General features: G+C 64.2%; 4 protein-coding genes. 1 reads left to right on the forward strand and 3 read right to left on the reverse strand.

Annotated elements, in window-relative coordinates; genetic code table 11:
• Window positions 1-1,148, forward strand: a 1,148-nt coding sequence (mnmA, locus tag AC5DC2_RS21640) for a tRNA 2-thiouridine(34) synthase MnmA (protein WP_491699980.1), incomplete at its 5' end; no start/stop codon positions are given.
• 269 nt (window positions 1,149-1,417) lie between these two features.
• On the opposite strand, the gene AC5DC2_RS21645 is transcribed toward mnmA, so the two are convergent.
• The 3 genes from AC5DC2_RS21645 to AC5DC2_RS21655 form a co-directional block, all read right to left on the reverse strand.
• Window positions 1,418-1,765: a hypothetical protein gene (locus AC5DC2_RS21645; RefSeq protein ID WP_491699981.1), complete on the reverse strand. Its 348-nt coding sequence runs from the start codon at window positions 1,763-1,765 to the stop codon at window positions 1,418-1,420.
• Between the two features lie 104 nt (window positions 1,766-1,869).
• Window positions 1,870-3,057, reverse strand: coding sequence for a radical SAM family heme chaperone HemW (gene hemW, locus AC5DC2_RS21650; RefSeq protein WP_491699983.1), 1,188 nt, complete (start codon window positions 3,055-3,057; stop codon window positions 1,870-1,872).
• Window positions 3,054-3,322: non-canonical purine NTP pyrophosphatase (locus tag AC5DC2_RS21655; RefSeq protein ID WP_491699982.1), on the reverse strand; the 269-nt coding region annotated here is incomplete at its 5' end. The genes AC5DC2_RS21655 and hemW, both read right to left, overlap by 4 nt.

Raw genomic sequence — 3,322 nt, forward strand, 5'->3', positions numbered from 1 at the left:
TCGTCGCCATGTCCGGCGGCGTCGACAGCTCGGTCGTGGCCGGGTTCCTGAAGCGCGAGGGCTATGACGTCCTCGGCATCACCCTCCAGCTTTACGATCACGGCGCTGCGGTGCACCGCGCCGGTTCCTGTTGCGCGGGACAGGACATTGACGACGCCCGTCGGGTGTCCGAACGCCTCGGCATTCCGCATTATGTGCTCGACTACGAGGCGCGGTTTCGCGAGACGGTGATCAACCCGTTCGCCGAAAGCTATATTGCCGGCGAGACGCCGATCCCCTGCGTTGCCTGCAACCAGACGGTCAAGTTCGCCGATCTTCTGACAACCGCGAGGGAGCTTGGCGCCGATGCGCTGGCGACCGGCCATTACATCCGCTCCAAACCGAACCCGACGCCGGAGAACCCGATGCGGCGCGCGCTCTACCGTCCGGTGGATGCGGAGCGCGACCAGAGCTATTTCCTGTTTGCGACCACGCAGGAGCAGATCGATTTCCTGCGGTTTCCGCTGGGCGGCCTGCCGAAGGCGGATACGCGGCGGCTGGCCGAGGAAATGGGCCTGATCGTCGCCGACAAGCCGGACAGCCAGGACATCTGTTTCGTGCCGCAGGGCAAATATTCCGACGTGATCGCCAAGCTGCGGCCGAATGCCGAACTTTCCGGCGAGATCGTGCATCTCGACGGACGCGTGCTCGGCCGGCATGAAGGGATCGTGCGCTACACGATCGGCCAGCGCAAGGGGCTTGGCGTTGCCACCGGCGAACCGCTCTACGTGGTCTATCTCGATGCCCGCTCGCGCCGCGTCATCGTCGGCCCGCGCGAGGCGCTGGAGACGCGCCGCATCTATCTGCGCGACGTCAACTGGCTGGGCGACGGGCCGCTTGAAACGGCGGCGGCGGACGGATTTTCCTGTTTCGCCAAGGTGCGCTCCACGCGTCCGCCGCTGCCGGTCATGCTGCATGCGGACGAGAACGGCGTCTATGTCGACCTTCTGGAAGGCGAGGCGGGGATCGCCAGCGGCCAGGCCTGCGTGCTTTATGACGCGCCGGGCAATGACGCCCGCGTCTTCGGCGGCGGCTTCATCGACCGTTCGGAGCGTTCGGCGGAGGCCGAGGCGGCGCTGAAGAGCCTGATGGACGGGCTCGCGGCCTGAATGTCATGGCGGCGGTAGGCCAGCGGGTCATATCGTGATCGGCAAAGGTTGTTAACAAGCCTATCCATTTTTACGGACGTCATCCTCGGCCTTGTGCCGAGGATCTAGCCACAGTTCCGCACGAGCGGCGTTGGCGTTTCTTAAGATATTGATTTAAATATGTTTTTTCGTCCGAGACGCTTATCGCGTTGACACGTGCTTAGATGCTCGGGACAAGCCCGAGCATGACGGCGGAGAGCGGGACAGGCTTTGTCGAAAAACCGCGTCGATCAGGTGGCGATCGGCGCTTCGGCGGACATGAACAGTTTCAGCGATTCCTGGTAGCCGAGCCTGAGAAGCTGTTCGATATAGGCGATCAGCTGGTCGGCCCAGCCGAAGCCGAGATAGGCGGCGAGCCAGACGATGAGGCCGGCGAGGATCAGGGCGTAGATGAAGTTCCTGAGGATCATCAGCAGCATGGCAAGCAGGACGAAGGCGACCAGCCCGTAAAACAGCGACGGGGTGAGCGCCACGCCGTCGGAATGGGCGAGATAGCCCATATAGATGCCGAAAATGATGCAGACGGCGGCGCTCAGCCGGTCGCGGATCATGCGGTGGGTGTAGCCTGAACTTGCCATCTGACGGTCTTTCTTCGCTGCGATGCTCTTGCGGTTCGTGAGGATGAACGCGCGGCCGGCCTGGCCGGTTCCGGGTGTGGTTATAGCAGTTTGCAACCCCGGCGTCAGGATAGTTCCGCGACGATGCGGTTCAAAAGCAGCATGCCTTCCGGCGTCGCGCGCAGGCGGGCATTGCCGATCCGTTCGATCAGGCCGAGTTTCAGAAGAAAGTCCTCGCGCTCGGCATCCATCGGCTTGCCGGAAAGCGAGGACCAGCGGGCGAGGTCGACGCCTTCCTTCACCCTGAGCCCCATCAGGAGAAGTTCGTCGGCCTGCTCTTCTTGAGAAAGCACTGTTTCCTCGGTCACGCCGTGGCCGTTGGTCTCGGCCGCCTGCAGCCAGGTCTCGGGGTGTTTCTCCGTCGCCGTCGCGATCTTGCCCGACGCCGTTTCCAGCCGCCCGTGCGCGCCGGGGCCGATCCCGGCATAATCGCCATAGCGCCAATAGGTGAGGTTGTGCCGGCTTTCCGCACCCGGACGGGCATGGTTGGAAACCTCGTAGGCCGGCAGGCCGCGCTCTGCCGTCACCGCCTGCGTGACCTCGTACAGATGCGCCGCCTGATCGTCGTCGGGGACGAGGAGTTTTCCTCTGTTACAGAGATCGAAGAAGCGCGTGCCTTCCTCGATGGTCAGCTGGTAGAGCGACAGGTGGTCGGCGGCAAGATCGATCGCCTGGTTCAGTTCACGCTCCCAGTCGTCCGGCTTCTGGCCGGGCCGGGCATAGATCAGGTCGAAGGACATGCGCGGGAAGATGTCGCGCGCCAGACGGATAGCGCCAAGCGCCTGCTCGACATTGTGCAGACGGCCGAGAAACCGAAGCTCCTTGTCGTTGAGCGCCTGCACGCCCATCGAGACGCGGTTGACGCCGGCGGCGCGGTATCCGCGAAAGCGTTCGGCCTCGACGCTGGAGGGATTGGCTTCCAGCGTCACCTCGATCCCGTCCGGCACATGCCATGCCGCGCCGACGCCCTCGAGGATCGCGCCCAGCGTCTGCGGTTCCATCAGCGAGGGCGTGCCGCCGCCGATGAAAATGCTGGTAACCGTGCGCGGCCCGGAAAGCGCGCGCATATGGGCGATTTCACGCAGGAAACCGGCGACGAAGCGTTTCTGGTCGACCGGCTGGTGGCGGACATGGCTGTTGAAGTCGCAATAGGGGCATTTGGCCGCGCAGAACGGCCAGTGCAGATAGACGCCGAAACCCGGCTCGCCGTCATCGCCATTGATGCCTGAAATGGCTGCCGGGTCGTTTGTCAGGGCGCAAGTCCCGTTTCGGTGAACAGCTTGAAGGCGCGGGCGCGGTGGGACAGCGCGCCGCCATCTTCCGGGCCGCCATTGGCCTTTTCGGACGGCTCCATCTGGCCGAACGTCCTGTCATGGCCCTTCGGCTGGAACACCGGGTCATAGCCATGGCCCTTTTCGCCGCGCGGTGGCCAGACGAGACTGCCTTCCACTTCGCCGCGGAATGTCTCGGTGTGGCCGTCGGGCCAGGCGAGGCAGAGCACGCAGACGAAGCGGGCGG

Source organism: Martelella sp., assembly GCF_984369615.1.